The 406-nt window shown below is 77.6% G+C and carries 1 pseudogene; it reads left to right on the forward strand.

From position 1 onward, the window contains the following. Positions 1-406, forward strand: a pseudogene (locus C7C46_RS35675) (transcriptional regulator); the annotation flags it as partial.

Raw genomic sequence — 406 nt, forward strand, 5'->3', positions numbered from 1 at the left:
CCAGGTCGGCCGGGTGCTGGTCGAACAGGGGCGGGTCAGCCTGGGCGAGTTGGAGCTGTGCCACCTGCAAGCCCTCTACGACGCCGCCTACTTCGCCCTCGCCCCGGCCCGCCGCCCGATCTGCTTCGAGCCCGAGGTGCGGCACTGGCTCGGCCCGGTGCGCCGGGTCAGCCCGCCGGACCTGGCCCGGGAGACCGCCCGCCGGTGCGCCCTGCTGGACCGGATCTGGCCCTGCGCCGACCTGGACGCCGCCCCCGTGGTGCGCTGTGCCGCCACCGCGCCGCCCGCCCTCACCAGGCGCCGGCCCGAACTGCTCGACCACGCGGACGGTCGGCGCACGCCCGCCGACCTGGCCCGGCTGCTGGGCCGCTCCAGCTTCGCCACCGCCGTGGAGATCCGCCAGCTG

The sequence above is a fragment of the Streptomyces tateyamensis genome, assembly GCF_003205575.1.
Lineage (GTDB): Bacteria > Actinomycetota > Actinomycetes > Streptomycetales > Streptomycetaceae > Kitasatospora > Kitasatospora tateyamensis.